Source organism: Marinobacter flavimaris, assembly GCF_045057155.1.
In the GTDB taxonomy this organism is placed as follows: Bacteria; Pseudomonadota; Gammaproteobacteria; order Pseudomonadales; family Oleiphilaceae; genus Marinobacter; species Marinobacter manganoxydans.
The window spans coordinates 3,560,550-3,579,001 of sequence record NZ_CP171359.1 but is presented as its reverse complement, the minus strand read 5'-3'; the positions used below and the strand labels follow the sequence as shown (position 1 = coordinate 3,579,001).

General features: G+C 56.0%; 14 protein-coding genes. 8 read left to right on the top strand and 6 right to left on the bottom strand.

The features are described from left to right. Positions 1-26 precede the first annotated feature (26 nt). Positions 27-1,376 carry a sensor domain-containing diguanylate cyclase gene (locus tag ACGK9W_RS16745; protein WP_104270975.1) on the top strand — a complete coding sequence of 450 codons (1,350 nt, stop codon included), beginning with the start codon at positions 27-29 and terminating at the stop codon, positions 1,374-1,376. Here the strand turns inward: ACGK9W_RS16745 and ACGK9W_RS16740 are convergent. Further along, positions 1,361-3,178, bottom strand: coding sequence for an ABCB family ABC transporter ATP-binding protein/permease (locus ACGK9W_RS16740; protein ID WP_405417721.1), 1,818 nt, complete (start codon positions 3,176-3,178; stop codon positions 1,361-1,363). The two genes, ACGK9W_RS16745 and ACGK9W_RS16740, sit on opposite strands and share 16 nt — an antisense overlap. A 252-nt stretch (positions 3,179-3,430) precedes the next feature. Between ACGK9W_RS16740 and ACGK9W_RS16735 the strand changes: the two genes are divergently transcribed. The 3 genes from ACGK9W_RS16735 (at position 3,431) to ACGK9W_RS16725 (ending at position 7,498) form a co-directional block, all read left to right on the top strand. Further along, positions 3,431-5,161, top strand: coding sequence for an ABC transporter transmembrane domain-containing protein (locus tag ACGK9W_RS16735; RefSeq protein ID WP_039882150.1), 1,731 nt, complete (start codon positions 3,431-3,433; stop codon positions 5,159-5,161). A gap of 89 nt (positions 5,162-5,250) precedes the next feature. Beyond that, the gene (gene gabT, locus ACGK9W_RS16730) at positions 5,251-6,528 is read left to right on the top strand and encodes a 4-aminobutyrate--2-oxoglutarate transaminase (protein ID WP_008176599.1); all 1,278 of its coding nucleotides are present in this window, start codon (positions 5,251-5,253) and stop codon (positions 6,526-6,528) included. A 205-nt stretch (positions 6,529-6,733) separates the two neighbouring features. Further along, positions 6,734-7,498, top strand: a complete 765-nt coding sequence (locus tag ACGK9W_RS16725) for a VC0807 family protein (RefSeq protein WP_008176596.1) — start codon at positions 6,734-6,736, stop codon at positions 7,496-7,498. Between the two features lie 100 nt (positions 7,499-7,598). Here the strand turns inward: ACGK9W_RS16725 and gyrB are convergent, their stop codons facing one another. From gyrB to dnaA, 5 genes are all read right to left on the bottom strand, one after another. Beyond that, the gene (gene gyrB, locus ACGK9W_RS16720) at positions 7,599-10,013 is read right to left on the bottom strand and encodes a DNA topoisomerase (ATP-hydrolyzing) subunit B (protein WP_008172535.1); all 2,415 of its coding nucleotides are present in this window, start codon (positions 10,011-10,013) and stop codon (positions 7,599-7,601) included. A 55-nt stretch (positions 10,014-10,068) separates the two neighbouring features. Further along, positions 10,069-11,196: a DNA replication/repair protein RecF gene (gene recF / locus ACGK9W_RS16715; RefSeq protein WP_008172536.1), complete on the bottom strand. Its 1,128-nt coding sequence runs from the start codon at positions 11,194-11,196 to the stop codon at positions 10,069-10,071. Positions 11,197-11,324: 128 nt separating this feature from the next. Beyond that, a complete protein-coding gene (locus tag ACGK9W_RS16710) occupies positions 11,325-12,596 on the bottom strand; it encodes an AarF/ABC1/UbiB kinase family protein (protein ID WP_008172537.1) in 1,272 nt (423 codons plus the stop codon). A gap of 15 nt (positions 12,597-12,611) precedes the next feature. Further along, positions 12,612-13,715, bottom strand: a complete 1,104-nt coding sequence (gene dnaN / locus ACGK9W_RS16705; RefSeq protein ID WP_008172539.1) for a DNA polymerase III subunit beta — start codon at positions 13,713-13,715, stop codon at positions 12,612-12,614. A gap of 55 nt (positions 13,716-13,770) precedes the next feature. Further along, positions 13,771-15,213 (bottom strand): chromosomal replication initiator protein DnaA, encoded by a 1,443-nt coding sequence (gene dnaA / locus ACGK9W_RS16700; RefSeq protein WP_014578837.1) that lies wholly within the window; start codon positions 15,211-15,213, stop codon positions 13,771-13,773. Between the two features lie 657 nt (positions 15,214-15,870). Between dnaA and rpmH the strand changes: the two genes are divergently transcribed. The 4 genes from rpmH to yidC are packed head-to-tail and all read left to right on the top strand — an operon-like array spanning position 15,871 to position 18,440. Then, positions 15,871-16,005: a 50S ribosomal protein L34 gene (rpmH, locus tag ACGK9W_RS16695; protein ID WP_008172542.1), complete on the top strand. Its 135-nt coding sequence runs from the start codon at positions 15,871-15,873 to the stop codon at positions 16,003-16,005. A gap of 14 nt (positions 16,006-16,019) precedes the next feature. Beyond that, positions 16,020-16,427, top strand: coding sequence for a ribonuclease P protein component (gene rnpA / locus ACGK9W_RS16690; RefSeq protein WP_008172544.1), 408 nt, complete (start codon positions 16,020-16,022; stop codon positions 16,425-16,427). After that, positions 16,427-16,720, top strand: coding sequence for a membrane protein insertion efficiency factor YidD (gene yidD, locus ACGK9W_RS16685; RefSeq protein ID WP_008172546.1), 294 nt, complete (start codon positions 16,427-16,429; stop codon positions 16,718-16,720). Before rnpA ends, yidD begins: the two co-directional genes overlap by 1 nt. A gap of 4 nt (positions 16,721-16,724) precedes the next feature. After that, entirely contained in the window at positions 16,725-18,440 is a 1,716-nt protein-coding gene (yidC, locus tag ACGK9W_RS16680; protein ID WP_405417713.1) for a membrane protein insertase YidC, read from the top strand. Positions 18,441-18,452 lie beyond the last annotated feature (12 nt).

Sequence of the window (18,452 nt, the reverse complement as noted above, 5' to 3'; positions counted from 1 at the left end):
GAACTCTCTGACATGCAGTACGTGGAATGCCCTCTCATTCTTTTTATCTTCAGCAAGACGAAGCCTCACGTCTAAAAACCATTCTGGAAGGGACCGGCGCCGGAACCTGGGAATGGAACGTCCAGACGGGGGAGACGATTTTTAATGAGCGCTGGGCGGAAATCATCGGGTATTCGCTGGAAGAACTTCAACCGGTGTCCATTGACACCTGGATGAAGCACGCCCATCCGGACGATCTGGCTCTCTCAGAGCAGAAGTTAACGGCTCATTTCCGCGGCGACTCCGAGTATTACGAGTGTGAAGCCCGCATGCGTCATCGCGACGGCTATTGGGTTTGGGTCCGAGATTATGGTCGCCTCGTCAGTCGGACACTTGAAGGTGAGCCCGAGTGGATTTCCGGAACGCACATAGAGATCTCCAGCAGCAAGCAGTACGAACAGAGGCTGGAGCAAATCAAGGCTGAGCAACAGCAAACGATCCAGCGTTTTGAAAAAATGGCGTCGCTCTTGCCGGGTGTGGTGTTCCAGTTCGAGATCAAACCGGACGGAACCATGACGTTTCCCTATGCCAGTGCCGGCATTGAACGGGTCTATGGCGTGACGCCTGAGCAGGCGCTCGCCGATGGGACTATTGTATTCCAGGCCATTCATCCAGAAGACCGCGGCTTTGTTGAACAGACCATTAACCACTCGAAGAAAAGCGGCGAAAACTGGATCTGTGAATATCGGGTTATAAACGAGGGCGTGGTCAGCTGGGTTCTGGGCCGTTCCAAACCGGAATTCAAGCCGGACGGTACGGTCATCTGGCACGGCGCGATCCTGGATATCACCTCCCAGAAAACGCTTGAAGAAGAGCTCCGACAGACATCAACCACTGACGATCTCACAGGTGCAGCCAATCGGCGTCGCTTCACCGAGGTGCTGTCCTGGGAGTTTGAGAGGCTGAAACGGAACGGCGCCGGCTATGCGGTCGTACTCTTCGATTTTGACTGGTTCAAGAGAGTGAATGATCATTACGGGCACCACGTTGGTGACCTTGTCCTGAGGGAGACTGCCCACCGCATCAAAAATGAACTGCGTACGGGCGACACGCTGGGGCGAATCGGTGGCGAGGAGTTTGCCGTGCTCTTGCCTCAGTGCGACGAGAACAGTGCCAGGCAATTTGCAGAACGCCTTCGCCGATCCGTTGAACAATTGCGGTTCATTGGCTTTGATGAACTGCGGGGCACCATAACCTGCGGCGTTGCCATTTCCGACCGGACTGACGAAAAACCCAGCCAGATTCTGGTACGTGCGGACCAGGCGATGTACCGGGGCAAGGCTCAAGGCCGCAATCAAGTGGTCGTGTTTGACTACAACGATCAGGATTCCGGCTGAATTTCGGTATCCCCGCCATCAGACTGGTGTTGCTGGAACCACAGCCGGGCGTAGTGCCCGTTCCGGGCCAACAAATCCTGATGGTGTCCGCTCTCCACGATTTTTCCGCCCTCCATCACAAGGATGCTGTCCGCATCCATAACAGTCGACAGCCTGTGGGCAATCACCAGTGTTGTGCGCCTCTGGCTGACTTCCTTGAGCGCCGTAAGGATGGCCTGCTCCGAAAGTGAATCGAGGGAGGACGTGGCCTCATCCAGGATCAGCAACGGCGGGTTCTTCAGGATCACCCGGGCAATGGCCACCCGTTGTTTTTCACCACCGGAGAGCTTGAGGCCCCGTTCGCCGACTTTGGTTTCATAACCCTCCGGCAAGCTGTGGATAAAGTCTTCCAGGTGAGCCATTCGAGCTGCCCGGTACACCTCTTCTTCCGTGGCTTCCGGCCGGCCATAGGCCAGGTTCTGGTAAAGGGTATCGTTGAACAGCACCGTATCCTGAGGCACCACACCAATCGCCGAGCGCAGGCTGTCCTGGGTCACCTGCCGAATGTCCTGGCCGTCGATCCTTATGGCGCCCTGATCGACGTCGTAAAAGCGGAACAGCAGGCGGGCGAGGGTGGACTTGCCGGCGCCACTGGCTCCCACCACGGCAATCTTGTGGCCGGACGGGATGGAAAAATTCACATCCTTCAGAATCGGGCGGTCCGGTCGGTAAGCAAAGTGGATGTGGTCAAACTGCACTTCGCCCCTATTCACGGCCAGCTCGGTAGCATCCGGAGCATCTTCAATCGCCGGTTTGTCCGCCAGCAGTTTGAACAGGCGCTCGACATTCACCAGTGCCTGCCGGATTTCGCGATAGACAAACCCCAGGGCGTTCAGGGGAATGAACAACTGGAGCAGGTAGGCGTTGATCATGGTGAAGTCACCGAGGGTGATCTCACCACTGGCCACTTCCCGGACCGCCATGGCCATGATCACGATCATCGCCAAACCGATAATCAATGCCTGACCGGAGTTAAGCGCGGCCAGGGACAGGCGGTTTTTCAGACGGGCCTGTTCCCAGTCGTCCAGATCCCGATCATAAACCTCGGCCTCGTACCGCTCGTTATTGAAATATTTGACGGTTTCATAGTTCAACAGGCTGTCTATGGCCCGCGAGTTGGACTGGTTATCCCGGGCATTGGCTTCGCGCACGAATTTCGTCCGCCATTCCGTGATCTTGATGGAAAAGACCACATACACCACCACGGCTACCAGGATCGCCAGCACATAACTCACGTTAAACACCACGAAAAGAATGCCGGCGACCATCAGGATCTCCAGCAGGGTGGGCACAATGTTGAACAGGGTAAAACGCAGCAGGAAGCTGATGCCGTTGGTACCCCGCTCGATATCCCGGGCCAGGCCACCGGTCTTTCGATCCAGGTGGAAGGCCAGTTCCCTCTGGTGCAGGTTCTCGAACACTCGCAGGGACACCCGGCGCATGGCCCGTTCAGCTACCCGGGCAAATACCGCATCCCGAAGCTCATTGAACAGGGTGGCGCCAAAGCGCAACGCGCCGTAAGCCACCACAAGGATCACCGGGATCCAAAGCAGCATGTCCGCGCCGCGGTTCTGGTCGAGGTAGTCGACGATGTATTTCAGGGCAATGGGCGTGGCAACGGTCGCCAGCTTGGCCAACACCAGCAAAACCAGGGACAGGACTACCCGGCCGCGGAATTCGGCCAGATAGGGCCAGAGGCCTGAAATGATTTTCCAGTCCGGTTTATGATCTGCCGGGTAATCGTTGTCGGCGTAGGCTCTCAATTCATGTTCCTTCCGCTTCGGAGTAGTCGAGCGCGCGGGTGGAGCAGCTTGCCAGGACACGCTGTAAATACGTCCCTGTACGCTCGGCGAAAGCCATCCCTGGCTTTCGACGGTCCTGGCAAGCTGCTCCACCCGCACGCTCTTGCGTAGCTGTATGATAGGTCTTGTATGGAGTACAAACCGTATTGTTAGCGGAGTCTACAGCACCCCGTATCCAGGAGGCACATCATTAACACTCGTCACCGCAAGGCCCTGAGACTGGTCATCGACTTTATCAGCCCCTATCGCCGGGCTGTCGCCGGTGCCCTGGTGGCGCTGATTTTTACGGCCGGAATTACACTCGGGTTAGGACAGGGTCTACGTATTCTTGTCGATCAGGGATTAGCCACCGAGTCGCCGGAGAACCTGGCCAGGGCCATCGGTCTGTTTTTCATACTGGTATTGGGGCTCGCATTTGGCTCGTTTGCCCGGTTCTATCTGGTGTCCTGGATCGGCGAACGGGTGGTGGCGGATATCCGCAAAAAAGTCTTCAACCACCTGATTGATCTTCATCCGGGCTTTTTCGAGCAGAACCGGGCCCTGGAAATCCAGTCCCGGTTTACCGCTGATACCACGGTTCTGCAGTCGGTGATTGGCTCCACGGTTTCCATTGCGCTGCGCAATGCCCTGATGCTGGTCGGCGGGTTGCTGCTGCTGTTCATTACCAACGCCAAGCTGGCGAGTATCATTCTACTGGGCTTTCCACTGGTGATTGCCCCCATCCTGTTCTTTGGCCGGAGAGTTCGCGCGCTGTCCCGGCTCAGCCAGGACCGGGTGGCCGATGTTGGCAGTTATGTGGGCGAGAACCTTACCCAGATCAAGACCGTGCAGGCCTTTAACCATCAGCCCCACGACCGTCGGTATTTTTCCGAGGTGTCGGAACGGGCCTTCGACATAGCCCGGCAGCGTATCCGGCAGCGGGCCTGGCTGACCACGCTGGCTATTTCCCTGGTGATGGGCGCTGTGGGCATCGTTATCTGGATAGGGGGCCTGGACGTTATTCACGGCCGGATCAGCCCGGGTGAGCTGGCGGCCTTTGTCTTCTACAGTCTGCTGGTGGGTGTTGCTGCCGGCGCCATCAGCGAGGTCATCGGCGAGTTGCAGAGGGCTGCAGGCTCGGCGGCGCGGCTGTTTGAACTGTTACAGACTGAGCCGGCGTTTGAACGCAAGGAGTCGACACTGACACTCCCTGAACACGTTCAGGGGGCAATCCGGATTGAGCGGCTGAGCTTCAGTTACCCGGGGCGGCTGGAACAGCCCGCGCTGACAGATCTTTCGCTGGAGGTCAGGGCCGGCGAGACCCTGGCCCTGGTGGGGCCGTCCGGAGCCGGAAAATCCACGCTGTTCGATTTGCTGCTGCACTTCTATCAGCCGACAGAGGGCCGAATTCTACTCGATGGCGTCGACACTGCCGATCTGTCTCTCGATGCGCTGCGCCGGTGTTTTTCCCTGGTGCCCCAGAATCCAGCCCTGTTCCATGGCACGGTGGCCGACAACATCCGTTACGCCCGGCCTGATGCCAGCCAGCAGGATGTCGAGCAGGCTGCGAAGGTCGCCCATGCCCATGATTTCATCCAGAGCCTCCCAAAGGGCTACGGCACGCTGCTCGGAGATGCCGGCCTGGGGCTGTCCGGTGGCCAGAAGCAGCGTCTTGCCATCGCCCGGGCGCTGCTGGCCGATGCGCCAGTGCTGTTGCTGGATGAGGCCACCAGCGCACTGGATGCAGAGAGCGAGAATCTGATCCAGCAAGCGATGCCAGCTCTCACTGCCGGGCGTACCACCCTGGTGATTGCCCATCGCCTGGCCACGGTCCGGGACGCGGACCGGATTGCCGTTATGGACCAGGGACGCCTGCTGGCGGTGGGCACCCATGATGAACTGATGCGCCATAACGCCCTCTATCAACGCCTGGCAAAACTGCAATTCCGGGACAATGCGGCCTGAGGGCGACAATAGTCGGTTTGTTTCCTGTGACCGTACTACTTACACTGTTAGGTGAAACTTTCGAACCTGAACCCAGGGAGAATGGCAAAGTGAGCAATAAAGAATTGCAGGCACTCAAAGAACGCTACGTTGCGGCGGGCGCGGCAAGTCCCAATGAACAGTTTGCCGACCATGCAACGAATGCAGAGCTGTGGGATGCAGACGGCAAGCGCATGATCGATTTCGCCGGCGGCATCGGCGTACTGAACATCGGCCATCGCCACCCGAAGGTGGTAGAAGCGGTCAAGGCACAGCTGGACAAGCTGATGCATACCTGCCAGACGGTTATGCCCTATGAGGGCTACGTGAAACTGGCGGAGAAGCTCAGCGGTGTGGTTCCTGTGCGTGGCCACGCCAAGGTAATGCTGGCCAACTCCGGTGCCGAGGCCCTGGAAAACGCCATGAAGATCGCCCGTGCAGCGACTGGCAAGACCAACGTCATCTGCTTCGACGGTGGTTATCACGGCCGGACCTTCTACACCATGGCCATGAACGGTAAGGCAGCGCCGTACCAGACGGATTTCGGCCCCATGCCCGGCACCGTTTATCGCGCGCCTTATCCGGTTCCGTACCACGGCGTCAGTGAAGATGAAGCACTGCGTGGCCTGAAAATGGCCATGAAAGCCGATTCCCCGGCCCACAACACCGCAGCGATCGTTATCGAGCCGGTGCTGGGTGAGGGCGGCTTCTACGCGGCTCCGACCAGCTTCCTCAAGGAAATCCGCAAGATCTGCGACGAGAACGATATCCTGATGATCGCAGACGAAGTGCAGAGCGGCTTTGGCCGGACCGGCAAGATGTTTGCCATCGAGCACAGTGGCGTTGAGCCGGATCTGATGACCATGGCCAAGAGTATGGCTGATGGCATGCCGATTTCCGCCATCGTCGGTACCGACAAGTATATGGACGCGTCCGGTCCGAACTCTCTGGGCGGCACCTACACGGGCAGCCCGACCGCCTGTGCAGCAGCCCTGGCCGTATTCGACGTGTTCAAGGAAGAGGACATTCTCGGCAAGTCCCAGGCGCTGGGCGAAAAACTGAAGCAGCGCTTCAGCCAGTGGCAGGAACAGTTTGCCCACGTCGACAATGTGCGCAACCTCGGTCCCATGGCTGCGTTTGAGCTGGTGGAAAGCAAGGAAAGCCGTACGCCCAAGCCGGAACTGGCAGCGGTGGTAACCAAGAAGGCGAAGGAGAAGGGTCTGATTCTCCTGAGCTGTGGTATGTACGGCAACACCTTGCGGTTCCTGATGCCGGTCACCATCGAAGACGAGGTGCTGGAAGAAGGGCTGGCGATTGTGGAAGAAAGCCTCAAGGAAGTGGGTGCCTGATCGGCGCTGACGTTCAAGAAGAAACAGAAAAGCCGGGCATAAGCCCGGTTTTTTTATGCCCGTTTGGAAAGCGTCTATTCAGTCAACCCGCCGCTTCTGTGTGCGGTGACGGCGGTTACGTCCACACTTGGATTCATCGTATACTGCCCAGACTACTCCGGCAGTGCCTTCCGGCCTGCTCCAGTTTCACCAATCAGGCTAGAACATGACGTCTCCGAGCTCCGCCAACGTTCCGGACCACAAACCAAGGCCCTGGGTCGACTTGCTGGTCAGCATTATCATTCCATCCGTTATCCTGATGAAGTTCAGTGGCGAAGAACATCTGGGCAGCGTGAACGCACTGGTCATCGGCCTGGCGTTTCCACTGGGCTGGGGGTTGTTCGAACTGATCAAGTACCGCAAGAAAAACTTCATTGCGGTACTCGGTCTGGTCAGTGTCGGGCTGACAGGCGGCATTGGCCTGCTTGAGCTGGATGCGGGTTGGTTAGCCATCAAGGAAGCCGCGATTCCCGCGATCATAGGTCTGGCGGTACTGGCTTCCACACGAACCAAGTACCCTCTGGTACGCACCCTTCTGTATAACCCGAGTGTTCTGGATGTCGATAAGATCCACAAAACCCTTGAAGAACACAATCGGGTTGAGGAATTCGAGGCCCGCCTGCTAAAGGCGAGTTACTTCTTTGCGGGCACCTTCCTGTTTTCATCCATCATGAACTACGTGATTGCTAAATGGATCGTGGTCAGCCCGTCCGGTACCGAGGCGTTCAATGAGGAGCTTGGTCGGATGACCCTGGTGAGCTATCCCATGATCGCCATTCCTTCCATGATTATGATGATGTTGATCTTTTATTATCTCTGGCGCACCATCCGCCGGCTGACCGGGTACACGCTGGAAGAGGTGATGGCACCGCATCTGGCGGAGAAAGAGAGGGAGCGAAACGAATCGTCGGAATCGAGCACCGGTAAATAAAACCTCCGGTGGATCGTTGTCGCACGGGATCGAAAACAAAAAAAGCGGCGAAGGTTTGAAGCCTTCGCCGCTTTTTTTTGTGCCTTTTGGACGGTTGTGATCAGACGTCCAGGTTGGTCACTTCCAGGGCATTGGTCTGAATGAAGTTACGACGCGGTTCGACATCGTCGCCCATCAGGGTTGTGAAGATCTGGTCTGCCGCAATGGCGTCTTCGATCGTCACTTTCATCATTCGGCGGGTCTCCGGATCCATGGTGGTTTCCCACAACTGCTCTGGATTCATCTCGCCAAGACCCTTATAGCGCTGGATATTCAGACCACGCTGGGCCTCTTTCATCAACCAGTCCAGGGCACCTTCGAACGACAGCACCGGCTGCTTGCGCTCGCCACGTTGGATATAGGCGCCGTCTTCAATAAGGCCATCCAGGGTTTCACCCATGCGGGCGATCGCCGCGTACGAGGATGATTCAAAGAACTCATGGCTGAATACATGCTCGTAGGGAATGCCATGCACGTAGATGGTTACCTTCGGCAGGTACAGCGCCCGCTCGGTATCCTTGGTGACCGAGAAGGTGTATTTGGTACCGGTGCGGGTATCCAGGTCCAGGCCATCGCCGAGACGCGCAACCCAGCGAGCCACGGAAGCTTCTTCCTTCAGATGCTCAGGCTTGAGCGTGACGTTCTGGAGCATCTGCTCCAGCACCTTGGCCGGGTAGGCCCGGGACAGTCGCCCAATCATGTTCATGACCGCCTGGTAGTCCTTGACCATGGTTTCCAGAGCGGAATCCTTGATCGCCGGGGCTTCCGGGTTCACATAGAGCTGGGCACCTTCCAGAGCGGTCTGGGTGAGGTAAGCTTCCTTGGCCTTCTCGTCCTTCAGGTACTGCTCCTGCTTGCCACGCTTGACCTTGTAAAGCGGCGGCATGGCGATAAAGACATGGCCACGCTCGATGATTTCGCGCATCTGACGGAACAGGAAGGTCAGCAGCAGCGTCCGGATGTGGGAACCGTCCACGTCCGCATCGGTCATGATGATAATGGAGTGGTAACGCAGTTTATCGGGATTGAATTCTTCCCGGCCGATACCACAGCCCAGAGCCGTGATCAGGGTGCCCACTTCTGCAGAGGACAGCATCTTGTCAAAGCGGGCTTTTTCCACGTTCAGGATCTTACCTTTCAGCGGAAGGATTGCCTGGGTCTTGCGGTCACGGCCCTGTTTGGCGCTACCACCGGCCGAGTCACCCTCCACAATGTAAAGTTCGGAAAGGGCGGGGTCCTTCTCCTGGCAGTCCGCCAGTTTGCCGGGCAGACCAGCGATATCCAGGGCGCCTTTGCGGCGAGTCATGTCACGCGCCTTTCGAGCGGCTTCACGAGCCCTGGCGGCTTCCAGCATTTTGTTGACGATGAGCTTGGCTTCGTTCGGCTGCTCCTGCAGGTACTCCGCAAAACTCTGGTACAGCTCCTGCTCAACCGCAGTCTTCACCTCGGAGGAGACCAGCTTGTCCTTGGTCTGTGAGGAGAACTTCGGGTCCGGAACCTTAACGCTGATGATGGCAGTCAGGCCTTCCCGGGCATCGTCACCGGAGGTCGCAACTTTCGCCTTCTTGCCCAGACCTTCCTGCTCGATATAGTTATTGAGGGAACGGGTCAGGGCCGCCCGGAAGCCCGCCAGGTGTGTGCCGCCATCGCGCTGGGGGATGTTGTTGGTGAAGCAGTAGATGTTCTCCTGAAAAGCATCGTTCCACTGCATGGACACTTCCACCGCGATACCGTCTTCGCGCTCGCGATTAAAATGGAAAACGCGGTTGATCGGGGTCTTGTTGGAATTCAGATGCTCGACAAAGGCGCGCAAGCCACCTTCGTACTCGAAGACTTCTTCCTTGCCAGAGCGCTCGTCGGTCAGACGAATGCGCACGCCACTGTTCAGGAACGCGAGCTCACGCAGACGCTTGGCGAGAATGTCGTAGTGGAATTCAATGTGGGTAAAGGTTTCCGGCGAGGGAATGAAATGCACCTTGGTACCCGATGCGTCGGTCTCGCCGACGGCTGCCAGAGGTGCATTGGGAACACCGTGGGTGTAGGTCTGCTCGTAAACCTTGTTGTCTCTACGAATGGTCAGGGTGAGGGTAGAGGACAATGCGTTCACGACCGAGACGCCCACGCCGTGAAGACCGCCGGACACCTTGTAGGAGTTATCGTCGAACTTACCGCCGGCGTGCAGCACGGTCATGATAACTTCCGCAGCCGAAACGCCTTCCTCTTCGTGGAGGTCCACCGGGATGCCACGTCCGTTGTCTTTCACGGTTACCGATTCGTCCGGGTGGATAATCACACCAATCTCTGAGCAGTAGCCCGCAAGCGCTTCGTCGATGGAGTTATCCACCAATTCAAAAACCATGTGGTGCAGGCCAGTGCCATCATCGGTATCCCCGATGTACATGCCTGGCCGCTTTCGCACCGCATCCAGCCCTTTCAAGACTTTGATACTGGAGGAATTATAGTTCGATTCACTCATTCGGAAACTCCTGAAGCGTGATAGGCCGGAGCATTCTTTGCTCTTCGCACCGGTCTTATTCTTCCGTCAATTTGCCATGTTCCACGTGGAACAATCTGTAATCCGGTGCATTACCCTCGGGCCAGAGCTGATCCACCATAGGACGCTCAATCGACGTGATAAACACCTGACAACGTAATGCCTGTAACCTGATAGCCAGCATGGCGCGATGGCCCTCATCCAACTCGGCGTTAATATCGTCGAGCAAAAAGGTCACCTGCTTGCCCATGGCACTCAACACCATGCCTTGGGCAATCTTCATCAAAATCACCAGGGTTTTCTGCTGGCCCCGGGAGAACGTTTCGGCAACAGGCCTGCCCTGAAACTTCAACCGGATGTCTGCGCGATTCGGACCATACAATGTGTGCCCGACTTTTCGCTCCTGATCCCGATGGTCTACCAGTAATTCTGCCAGCGGCCGACTGACATCCCAGCCCGGGTAATACTCGAGCTTCAGACCTTCGGTCCAGGGTACCTCTACTTCCCGAACCAGCTTTTCAAAAGCCAACTTGAACCGGCCAAAGGTGCCGGCACGGGCCTCAGTAATGCGCTCACTCAGGGTAGCGTACTGATGATCCCAGACACGCAACAAAGCTTCGTCTAGTCTACCATTTCTTAGCGTTTGATTCCGCTGTGATGTCACTCTCTGGCATTGTTGCCAGAGAGATCCAAAGGAAGGTTCCACGTGGAACACTAACCAGTCCAGAAACTGACGCCGCTTGCCGGGTCCACCTGCCACCACATCAAAAACACCAGGATCGATCACAGATACCGGCAGATGCTTGGCAAGGGCAGAAAGACTCCTGACCGCCTCACCATCCACCCGTAACATCGTTTCCTTCTGACCCACATCCCGGGATATTCCCAGGCGATGCACCAGATCGGTCTCGCTGCCATGCCTGCGTGAGTCCAACCCATGATCGAGACCACCAAACACTGTCAGCCGTTGTTCGCCATGACTAACCACTGCCTGGTGTCTGTTCACCCGAAACGAACGGCCCAATCCCAGATAACCGATGGCTTCCAGCACGCTTGTTTTGCCGCTTCCATTTTCTCCGTAAAGCAGATTAAACGACGATGAAAAGCTGACCGGCGCCGACGACAGGTTACGGAAGTTCTCAGTCTGGAATTTTACAAGCGCCATAGAAAAGCAGACTCGAAGGGGACGAGGGCAGGAAACAACACAAAACCCTTTAACGAAAAAGGCAGCGTTACCTTCCCGTCGGTAACGCTGCCCTAGTGTACAAAAGCCAATCGCTCAAGGCGACAGCCTCAGTGGAGCATGTTCAACCGTTCGTCCATGAACACATCCATTTCTGGTGCAAGGATGTGAACATAGCGATCGAAATACAGGAACTGTTTCAGTAGCAAAGCGAATTCCCTTGGAAAATGCAGGCCATGGCTTTCGCCGATCTTAACCATATCCATCAGGATATGATTAACATCGTCTTCTGCCTGCTCCGCCTCATAGGGAACCTCGTCGGGCACCATTCGGTCCATCTGCTGGTAGAGCCGTCTCAAATCGCTGGCCAGATCATCTACCCGAACCGTCTGGCGGGTAATACCGATGCGGATCATCGCGTCGGCCATTCCCTCGAAATTCCCAACCATAACGGCTGAAATAAAATCGCTCACCGCCTGCCAGGTATCCGGCTTGATACGACCAACAATTCCGAAGTCAATAAAACCAACCCGACCGTCCTTGAGAACCATCAGGTTGCCGGCGTGCACATCCGCGTGGAAAAACTCACATTGGGTCAAACTGGAAAACCAGGTGTTCATGGCGGTGATCAGGGTACGCTCCGGATCACGGGCGTAACCGCGGATACTTTCCAGATCGGTCAGGGACACACCGTGGAACCGCTCCATGGTCAGGATCCGCCGGGTGCTGCAGTGTTCGAACACCCTCGGTACTGCCGCATCTTCATTATGGGTATCGTGCAGAAACTCCCGGAACACCTTCAGGTTGCTCGCTTCCTTGATGAAATCGCACTCTTCCATCATGGTCCGCTGGATTTCCTCGACGATACCGGACATGGAGGTCCAGGACAGTTTTGGCGCCAGAATTTCCAGAATACGGGCAGACAGGTACAGGAAGTTAAGATCGGTTAAGAGAATGTTTTCCACACCCGGCTTCTGAACCTTGATCACCACTTCTTCACCGGAGACCAGACGCGCGGCGTGAACCTGGGCAATCGATGCCGACGCCAGGGCCACCGGATCGATTTCCGAATAGACTTCCTCCAGGGGCCGACCAAGCTCTTCCCGGATAATTCTCTTGATCACACCAAAGGGCAGGTTGGGTGTTCTGTCCAGGCAGTGCTGGAACTCCTCGACATACTCCTTAGGGAAAAACGTCGGGGAGCTGGCAATGAACTGTCCCAGTTTGATGTAGGTTGCACCGAGGGATTCAAACGTCTGCCTCAGCAAGCGCGGCGTTGGAGGGCGATCCCCCCGAAGCCAGTTGATCCCGGTGCGCCCGAGTACCGACACAGTCTGGCCAATCCTGAAGGCGCCTTTGATTCCATTCGTTACGGTACTCATCAATCTCATCTCCTCCTACAGCCTCATGGGCATGACAACATAGAGGCAACGGTTATCGTTTTGCGCCTCTATCAACGCACTGCTGTTCGGATTCGACAGGGTTATTTTTACCTGGTCCTCATCCAGCGCGTTCATGACATCCACCAGATAGCCTACATTAAAACCGATTTGCAGGGATTCGCCCTGATAGTCCACCGGCAGCGCGTCTTCGGCCTGTTCCTGATCCGGGTTGTTGGCAAATACCTGGAGTTCATTGGATGCCAGGTTCAGGCGCACGCCGCGGATGTTCTCGTGGGACAGGATGCCCGCCCGTTGCAGGGTGTTCTTCAAGGTGGCGCGGTCCGCCAGGACGATCTTGTCGCCCCCGCGCGGAATCACGCGATTGTAGTCGGGGAATTTGCCTTCAATCAGTTTCGAGGTGAAGGTATAAGACCCCACCGTCGCTCGCAGGTGGTTATCGCCAATAACCAGGGTCACCGGTGTTTCCACATCATCGAGCAACCGGGCCAGTTCCAGTACCCCTTTGCGCGGAACAATAACCTGACGCAGCTCCGGGCAATTGGTGGCCAGTTCCAGATGTGCCATGGCCAATCGATGGCCGTCGGTAGCTACCGTCCGCACATGGTCCTTGTCCACTTCCAGCAACAGTCCGTTCAGGTAATAGCGCACGTCCTGCTGAGCCATGGCGAACGCCGTGGCATCGAGCATCCGGCCGAGTTCTTTCTGGGGCAATTCCAGACGGAAGCTCTCGTCTTCGTCTTCCACGTTCGGAAAGTGCTCCGCCGGCAGGGTCGACAGGGTAAAGTGGCTGGCGCCACACCGCAGGTGCAACCGATCGCCTTCAAGCGACAACTCCATCGGCGCCTCGTCACCCAGGGCCCGGGAGATATCCGACAGCTTGCGGGCCGGGACGGTAATCCGGCCGGGCTGATCTACATGCACCGGTGTTACCCGCGCCACCAGTTCCACTTCCATATTGGTACCGGTCAGGGTCAGGGTATTGTCCTCGGCCACCAGCAACACGTTGGAGAGCACGGGCATGGTCTGTTTCTTTTCCACCACGCCAGCAATGCTTTGCAGCGGGGTAAGCAGGGATTCACGGCTGATCGTCAGTTTCATGGCACTCAGCTTTCTTTATGTTGGAAGGGTGAATGTTGTTCGCCAACGCCCGGCATCAGGTGGTCAGCAGTCTCATAAAATTCTGATAATCCTCGCGGATGCCCGGATCAGTCTCCTGCAACTCCACGATTTTCTTGCACGCATGCAATACGGTGGTGTGGTCACGCCCGCCAAAGGCATCACCAATCTCCGGCAAGCTGTGATTGGTCAGCTCCTTCGACAACGCCATGGCGACCTGCCTTGGCCGGGTCACCGTTCGAGTCCGGCGCTTGGATAGCAGATCGGCCACCTTGATCTTGTAATATTCCGCCACCGTGCGCTGAATGTTGTCGATGCTCACCTGTTTCTCGTGCAGCGCCAACAGGTCTTTCAGGCTCTCCCGGATAAACGGCGGAGTGATTTCAGAGCCGGTGAAGTGAGCATTGGCTATCACCAGACGAAGCGCGCCTTCAAGCTCCCGAACGTTTGAACGAATCTTCTGGGCAATAAAAAAGGCCGCTTCGCTGCTGAGCTTAACGTTGGCCTGATCGGCCTTTTTCATCAAAATTGCAACCCGCGTTTCCAGTTCGGGCGGCTCTACCATCACCGTCAGGCCCCAGCCAAACCGCGATTTGAGTCGCTCTTCCATATCCACAATTTCTTTCGGAAACCGATCGCAGGTAACGATTACCTGCTGCCCGCCTTCCAACAACGCATTAAAGGTATGGAAGAACTCTTCCTGAGAACGCTCCTTGCGGGCGAAGAACTGGATATCATCAATCAACAGCGCGTCCACTGAACGGTAATAGCGCTTGAACTCGTTGATGGCGTTAAGCTGCAATGCCTTCACCATATCGGCAACAAAACGCTCCGAACGGAGATAGGCCACCTTCGCCTTGGGGTTACGACGGACAATTTCGTTGCCGATCGCATGCATCAGGTGTGTTTTACCAAGACCAACCCCGCCGTACAAAAACAGAGGGTTGTAGGCTCCACCCGGATTCTCGGCCACCTGCATGGATGCGGCACGGGCGAGCTGGTTGGATTTGCCTTCCACAAAGGTTTCGAAGGTGAACCCCTCGTTGAGGAAGCTCTGGTGTTTGATGTCACCTTCAACCTGAACCGGACGCCGCTGGGTGTCACTCTTCGGGCGCACGGATGGTGTGGATGCAACGGTGGCGGCCACGCCTTTTTCTTCTTCGGTTACCCGGCTGCCGGCCTCTTCCTGAACCTGACCGTTGACGCGGGCAGGTGCTTCCGACCGTTTGACCGGTTCGCCTTCACGGGGTGCGGAACCCACTTTCATATTGACCCGGGGCGCCTGCCCACCGTTCAGATCCTTGAGCACCTCTTCGATACGTCGCAGGTACTTTTCGTTTACCCAATCCATGACAAAACGGTTTGGGGCGAACAGCATCAGCTGCCCCTCCCGGTGATCGGACTGCAGGGGCCTGAGCCAGGTATTGAACTGTTGTGCGGGAAACTCGTCCCGGAGTACTTCAAGACATTGATGCCACATACTGTTTGGCACGACAGCCTGCTCCCGATAACCCTGAAATGTCTCTGAACGGACAAGGGACTTCCTGTCCTGTGAGATGACCCCGAATTCTAACCCGACCGGCCCTCCAGTGAAAGGGCTAAAGCCAGTTCATGAACAGCCTGTGGAAATTTATTTCTTTATATTTCAATTTTTTACGAACTTACCTACAACCTTGTGTACAGAAAATTCCTGCAATGAAAGTTACCCACAGCCCTGTGTGTACAGCCCGGGTTTAACCCTGTTAGGAACCACGGGATGCAACCGGGGATAACTTTGAACCTCCCTTCGAAAACGACTTACCCACATTTCACCCTGCCATCGTCCACAGATCTCAGGGTGCCTTATCAATACCCTTATAAACCGCCCAACGAACTGTTTTTCTGATCTTTTCTTCGCTTATCCACAGAAACCTACGGTACTAATAACAGTAATAATTAATCCTTAAAAGAATTCTAAAAAGACTTACTGAATTTATTAGCTGACCTGGCTGATTCCGAATTTCGGGCATGCGCATAACCCCCTAGCAATAAGCATTGAATTCCCCCCGGTATTTGCATAGAATGCCGCTCCTGTTTTGGCTGTTCATTTTCCAGCCAGTTACTGAATTTCCAACTTACGAATTGTGAGATCATCACCATGAAAAGAACGTTTCAACCAAGCGTCCTGAAGCGTAAGCGCGTTCACGGTTTCCGTGCCCGTATGGCCACTGCCAACGGTCGCAAGGTTATTTCCCGTCGTCGTGCCAAGGGCCGCGCACGTCTGTCCGCGTAAGCTCTGATTGCCTCATGAAGGCTTTGAGTTTCCCGAAATCACATCGTCTCTTGCGACCTGCTGATTACGGCAAAGTCTTCAACGACGTGCAGCTGAAAGTTCCACACCGGAATTTTCTGATCCTGGCGACACCGAATAATCTCGGTCACGCCAGGATCGGTTTGATCTTCTCGAAGAAAAACCTGAAGCTTGCAGTCCAGAGAAACCGGGTAAAGCGCCAGGTCAGGGAAAGTTTCCGTCACCAGACGGACCTGCCCGGCCTGGATCTTGTGGTTCTGGGACGCCAGGGGCTGGTTTCCCTGGACAACCACTCGGTTCGGGCATCCATGGATGACCTCTGGCGACGTCTCAGGAAAAAGTACGCTCAATCTCAGCCATCCCGGGCAGCATCATCGGAATCTGCCAATCGAGGAACGGGTTAATGCGCAAGCTTCTGCTTCTGCCCATCCGCTTCTACCAGTATGCAATCAGCCCGCTGATGGCCAGTCACTGCCGCCACTACCCCACCTGCTCACAATACGCCGTTGAAGCCATTAACCACCATGGCGCGCTTAAAGGATTATTTCTCGCAATCCGGCGTCTGTTAAGGTGTCATCCCTGGGCGGAAGGCGGTTATGATCCTGTACCGGGAACGGCAGAACCCCGGGCTCCGGAAACCGCAACAGCCTGCGTACACGCTGATCACTCCCATACAACAACCCAGACCAGACAGTAACTCTATGGATATTCAACGCATCGTATTATTTGCCGGCCTGGCTATTGTCAGTTATCTGATGGTGCTTGCCTGGAATGAGGACTACCATCAGCCGCCCGAGACGGCTCAGGTCGCTGAATCCCAGCCTTCGCAAACCGCTGGCAACATGGGCAATTCCGACAATATGGTGCTTCCGGAGGACAGCTCCGCTCAGGTTGATGGTGATGGCGAGTTCACCACTCCGGAGACTGGTCAGGCTGTCATCAGCTCAACCGAAACCACCACCGCGGTCAGCGATCAGTTCATCACAGTTCGCACCGATGTCTACGATCTGCAAATCGATCGGGTCAGCGGTAACCTGGTAAAAGCACGGCTGCTTGATTACGACGATACCCTGAACAGCGAAAAGCCGTTGACGCTCCTGAACAACACGCAGAATCGCCTGTACGTTCTGGAAAGTGGGCTGATTGGTCGTGATGGCCCGGATAGTCGCAAAAACGGTTCGGCTCCGGTCTACAGTGCTGACGCTGCAAGCTATGAACTGGCGGAAGGCGACAATCAGCTTCAGGTAGATCTGACTTACACCTCTGATAATGGCGTCCAGATCACCAAGCGTTATGAATTTGAACGCAACAGCTACGAAATTGGCGTCAAATATCTGGTTGAAAACCAGTCGAGTGAAGAATGGCAGGCCAATTTCACCGGCAAGATCGTCCGGGATCAGTCCCCGGACCCGACCTCCCAGACCAGCATGGGTATCCAGGCCTTCCTGGGTCTGGTCATCAGCTCTCCGGAAGATCCCTACGAGAAGTTTGATTTCGGAGATCTCCAGGAAAACCAGATCAATCAGTCTGTTACTAACGGCTGGCTGGCCTTTCTGCAGCACTACTTCCTGTCGGCATGGGTACCGGAGCGCGATATTCCCGCCCAGTACCAGACCACGCGCCGTGGCCCGAACTATGTAATGGGCTTTGTTTATCCGGCTACCAGTGTGGCGCCGGGCGAAACCGCAGAGATCGGTGCCCGGGCCTACGTTGGGCCAAAGATCATTGAACGCCTGGAAGAAATGGCACCGAACATGGACCGTACCGTTGATTTCGGCTGGCTGTTCTTCATTTCGCTGCCGCTGTTCATCATTCTGGACTGGTTCCATAGCCTGGTTGGCAACTGGGGCGTGTCCATCATCCTGCTGACGGTTCTGGTCAAGGCGGTGTTTTTCCATCTGTCGGCTACCAGCTACAAGTCCATGGCCAAGATGCGGGCCGTTGCGCCTCAGCTGACCCGGCTGAAAGAACTGTACGGAGACGATCGGCAGCGCATGTCCCAGGAAATGATGGCGTTGTACAAGCGGGAGAAGATCAATCCGCTGGGTGGCTGTCTGCCCATACTGGTGCAGATGCCGGTGTTCATCTCCCTGTACTGGGTTCTGTTCGAGAGTGTTCAGCTTCGTCACGCGCCATTCATGCTGTGGATTCAGGATCTGTCGGTCATGGACCCGTACTTCATCCTGCCGATTCTGATGGGCGCCAGCATGTTCCTGCAGATGAGTCTGAACCCGACTCCGCCGGATCCGATGCAGGCCAAGATCATGAAGATGATGCCGTTGATCTTTACGGTCTTCTTCCTGTGGTTCCCGGCAGGTCTGGTTCTGTACTGGCTGGTGAACAATATTCTGTCCATTGCCCAGCAGTGGTACATTACCCGCAAGATCGAAGCAGAAATGGCCGGCAAGAAGCACTGACCGGTGCCCGAA

Bases quoted from the DNA above. Each gene is read 5' to 3' on its own strand.
- ACGK9W_RS16745 (WP_104270975.1), top strand. From the start codon at position 27: ATGCCCTCTCATTCTTTTTATCTTCAGCAAGACGAAGCCTCACGTCTA.
- ACGK9W_RS16725 (WP_008176596.1), top strand. From the start codon at position 6,734: ATGACGTCTCCGAGCTCCGCCAACGTTCCGGACCACAAACCAAGGCCC.
- gyrB (WP_008172535.1), bottom strand. From the start codon at position 10,013: ATGAGTGAATCGAACTATAATTCCTCCAGTATCAAAGTCTTGAAAGGG.
- recF (WP_008172536.1), bottom strand. From the start codon at position 11,196: ATGGCGCTTGTAAAATTCCAGACTGAGAACTTCCGTAACCTGTCGTCG.
- ACGK9W_RS16710 (WP_008172537.1), bottom strand. From the start codon at position 12,596: ATGAGTACCGTAACGAATGGAATCAAAGGCGCCTTCAGGATTGGCCAG.
- dnaN (WP_008172539.1), bottom strand. From the start codon at position 13,715: ATGAAACTGACGATCAGCCGTGAATCCCTGCTTACCCCGCTGCAAAGC.
- dnaA (WP_014578837.1), bottom strand. From the start codon at position 15,213: ATGTGGCATCAATGTCTTGAAGTACTCCGGGACGAGTTTCCCGCACAA.
- rpmH (WP_008172542.1), top strand. From the start codon at position 15,871: ATGAAAAGAACGTTTCAACCAAGCGTCCTGAAGCGTAAGCGCGTTCAC.
- rnpA (WP_008172544.1), top strand. From the start codon at position 16,020: ATGAAGGCTTTGAGTTTCCCGAAATCACATCGTCTCTTGCGACCTGCT.
- yidD (WP_008172546.1), top strand. From the start codon at position 16,427: ATGCGCAAGCTTCTGCTTCTGCCCATCCGCTTCTACCAGTATGCAATC.
- yidC (WP_405417713.1), top strand. From the start codon at position 16,725: ATGGATATTCAACGCATCGTATTATTTGCCGGCCTGGCTATTGTCAGT.